This window comes from Aeromonas sp. ZOR0002, assembly GCF_963866995.1.
Lineage (GTDB): Bacteria > Pseudomonadota > Gammaproteobacteria > Enterobacterales > Aeromonadaceae > Aeromonas > Aeromonas caviae.
In genome coordinates, this window is record NZ_CAWMFQ010000315.1 from 1 (window position 1) to 494 (window position 494).

1 protein-coding gene and 1 pseudogene are annotated in these 494 nt (G+C 65.6%); both read left to right on the plus strand.

Annotated elements, in window-relative coordinates:
* Positions 1-76 (plus strand): annotated as a pseudogene (locus tag AACR77_RS17130) (bifunctional 4-hydroxy-2-oxoglutarate aldolase/2-dehydro-3-deoxy-phosphogluconate aldolase); the annotation flags it as partial.
* A gap of 138 nt (positions 77-214) precedes the next feature.
* The coding region (locus tag AACR77_RS17135; protein WP_042882989.1) for a cupin domain-containing protein at positions 215-494 on the plus strand (280 nt) is incomplete at its 3' end.

Genomic DNA, 494 nt, shown 5'->3' on the forward strand with positions numbered 1-494 from the left:
AGACGCCGTCAAGAGCGGCAACTGGGAGGAGGTGACCCGCCTCTCCCGGGAAGCGGTTGAATTGGTTAAACGCTAAGCAAATATCGTTTAGAAAAATTAAACAGGCCACCCCCGGGTGGCCTGCTGTTTTTCCGCCCCCGGAGGGGGTGGGCCGTTTGCTTCCGGCCTCGCCCTGGCTTAAGGTCGGGGGCCGCCCCTCTCCCCTGGAGCCTTCATGTCCTGTCTGCATCCATCCTACCCGCAAGGGCACTTCACCGCGCTGCACTGCCACCCCCATGCCCAATACTGCTATCTGCACGACGGGGGCGGCATCATCACGGGGCGAGGGGAGGGAGAACTGCTGGTGGCGGGCCAGGTCTGCTTTATTCCGGCGGGGTGGGAGCACGAGTTTCGCGTGCTGCGCCGCTCCCGGCTCTCCCTCCTCTATGTGCCGACGTCGGCCCGCACCGCCTTCGGCCCCTTGCAGGCCAGCCCGCTGCTGGCGGGCCTCTTCG